Annotated in this window: 1 protein-coding gene; it reads left to right on the top strand. The window is 46.7% G+C overall.

Features of this window, described 5'->3' with window-relative positions; all coding sequences use genetic code 11:
* Nucleotides 1–4: 4 nt before the first annotated feature.
* On the top strand, nt 5–663 hold a 659-nt coding region (locus A3712_RS23100; RefSeq protein WP_063525187.1), incomplete at its 3' end, for an AAA family ATPase.

The following is a 663-nucleotide window of genomic DNA, read 5'->3' as shown; positions in this document are numbered from 1 at the left end:
TAGTGTGCTTGCTGGTTCGGTTGCCTCTATTGTTGCGCCCGGTTCAACTGGTAAAGGCTTTTTTAGTCTTGGTGTATGTTTCGACCTGTTTACAGGGAAAGACCTTCTAGGGCTTGATATAAAGCCGCTAGAGGCATCTCAAAAAGTTGCCTTTGTGACAGCAGAAGATCAGGCAGATGTAGTAGCGCATCGAGTTCATTCTTTGATTAAGCATTACAACATGACACCAGATGACGTCTGCTTGATGGATGAACAGATCAGCTTTATCTCAATTGTGGGCGAAAGAATGCTTGATTTAGTGCGCCCAGATGGTTCGCCAAACCTTGCTTTAGCAGATGAGATGATCGAGCAATACAGGGGCTACCGCTTGGTCTTCCTTGATACCTTGGCTAGAGCGCACCAGTCGAACGAAAACGACAACGGCAACATGACAGTGTTAATCAGTGTTTTTGAGTACATTGCTAAACACACAGGGGCGGCGTTCGTGTTCCTGCATCACACAAATAAGGGTGCGACACTAAACAATCAAGGTGATGCGGCAGGAGCTGCACGAGGCGCAGCTGCAATAACTGACAACATTCGNTGTCAGCTCAATTTATCAAAAATTACGGAAGAGGATGCCGCTGACATTGGTCGCACGGTGGAGCGTCATAATTACATTTG

Origin of the sequence: Vibrio sp. HI00D65 (genome assembly GCF_001635455.1) — a bacterium.
In the GTDB taxonomy this organism is placed as follows: domain Bacteria; phylum Pseudomonadota; class Gammaproteobacteria; order Enterobacterales; family Vibrionaceae; genus Vibrio.
This window is presented reverse-complemented; position numbering and strand designations above follow the sequence as displayed.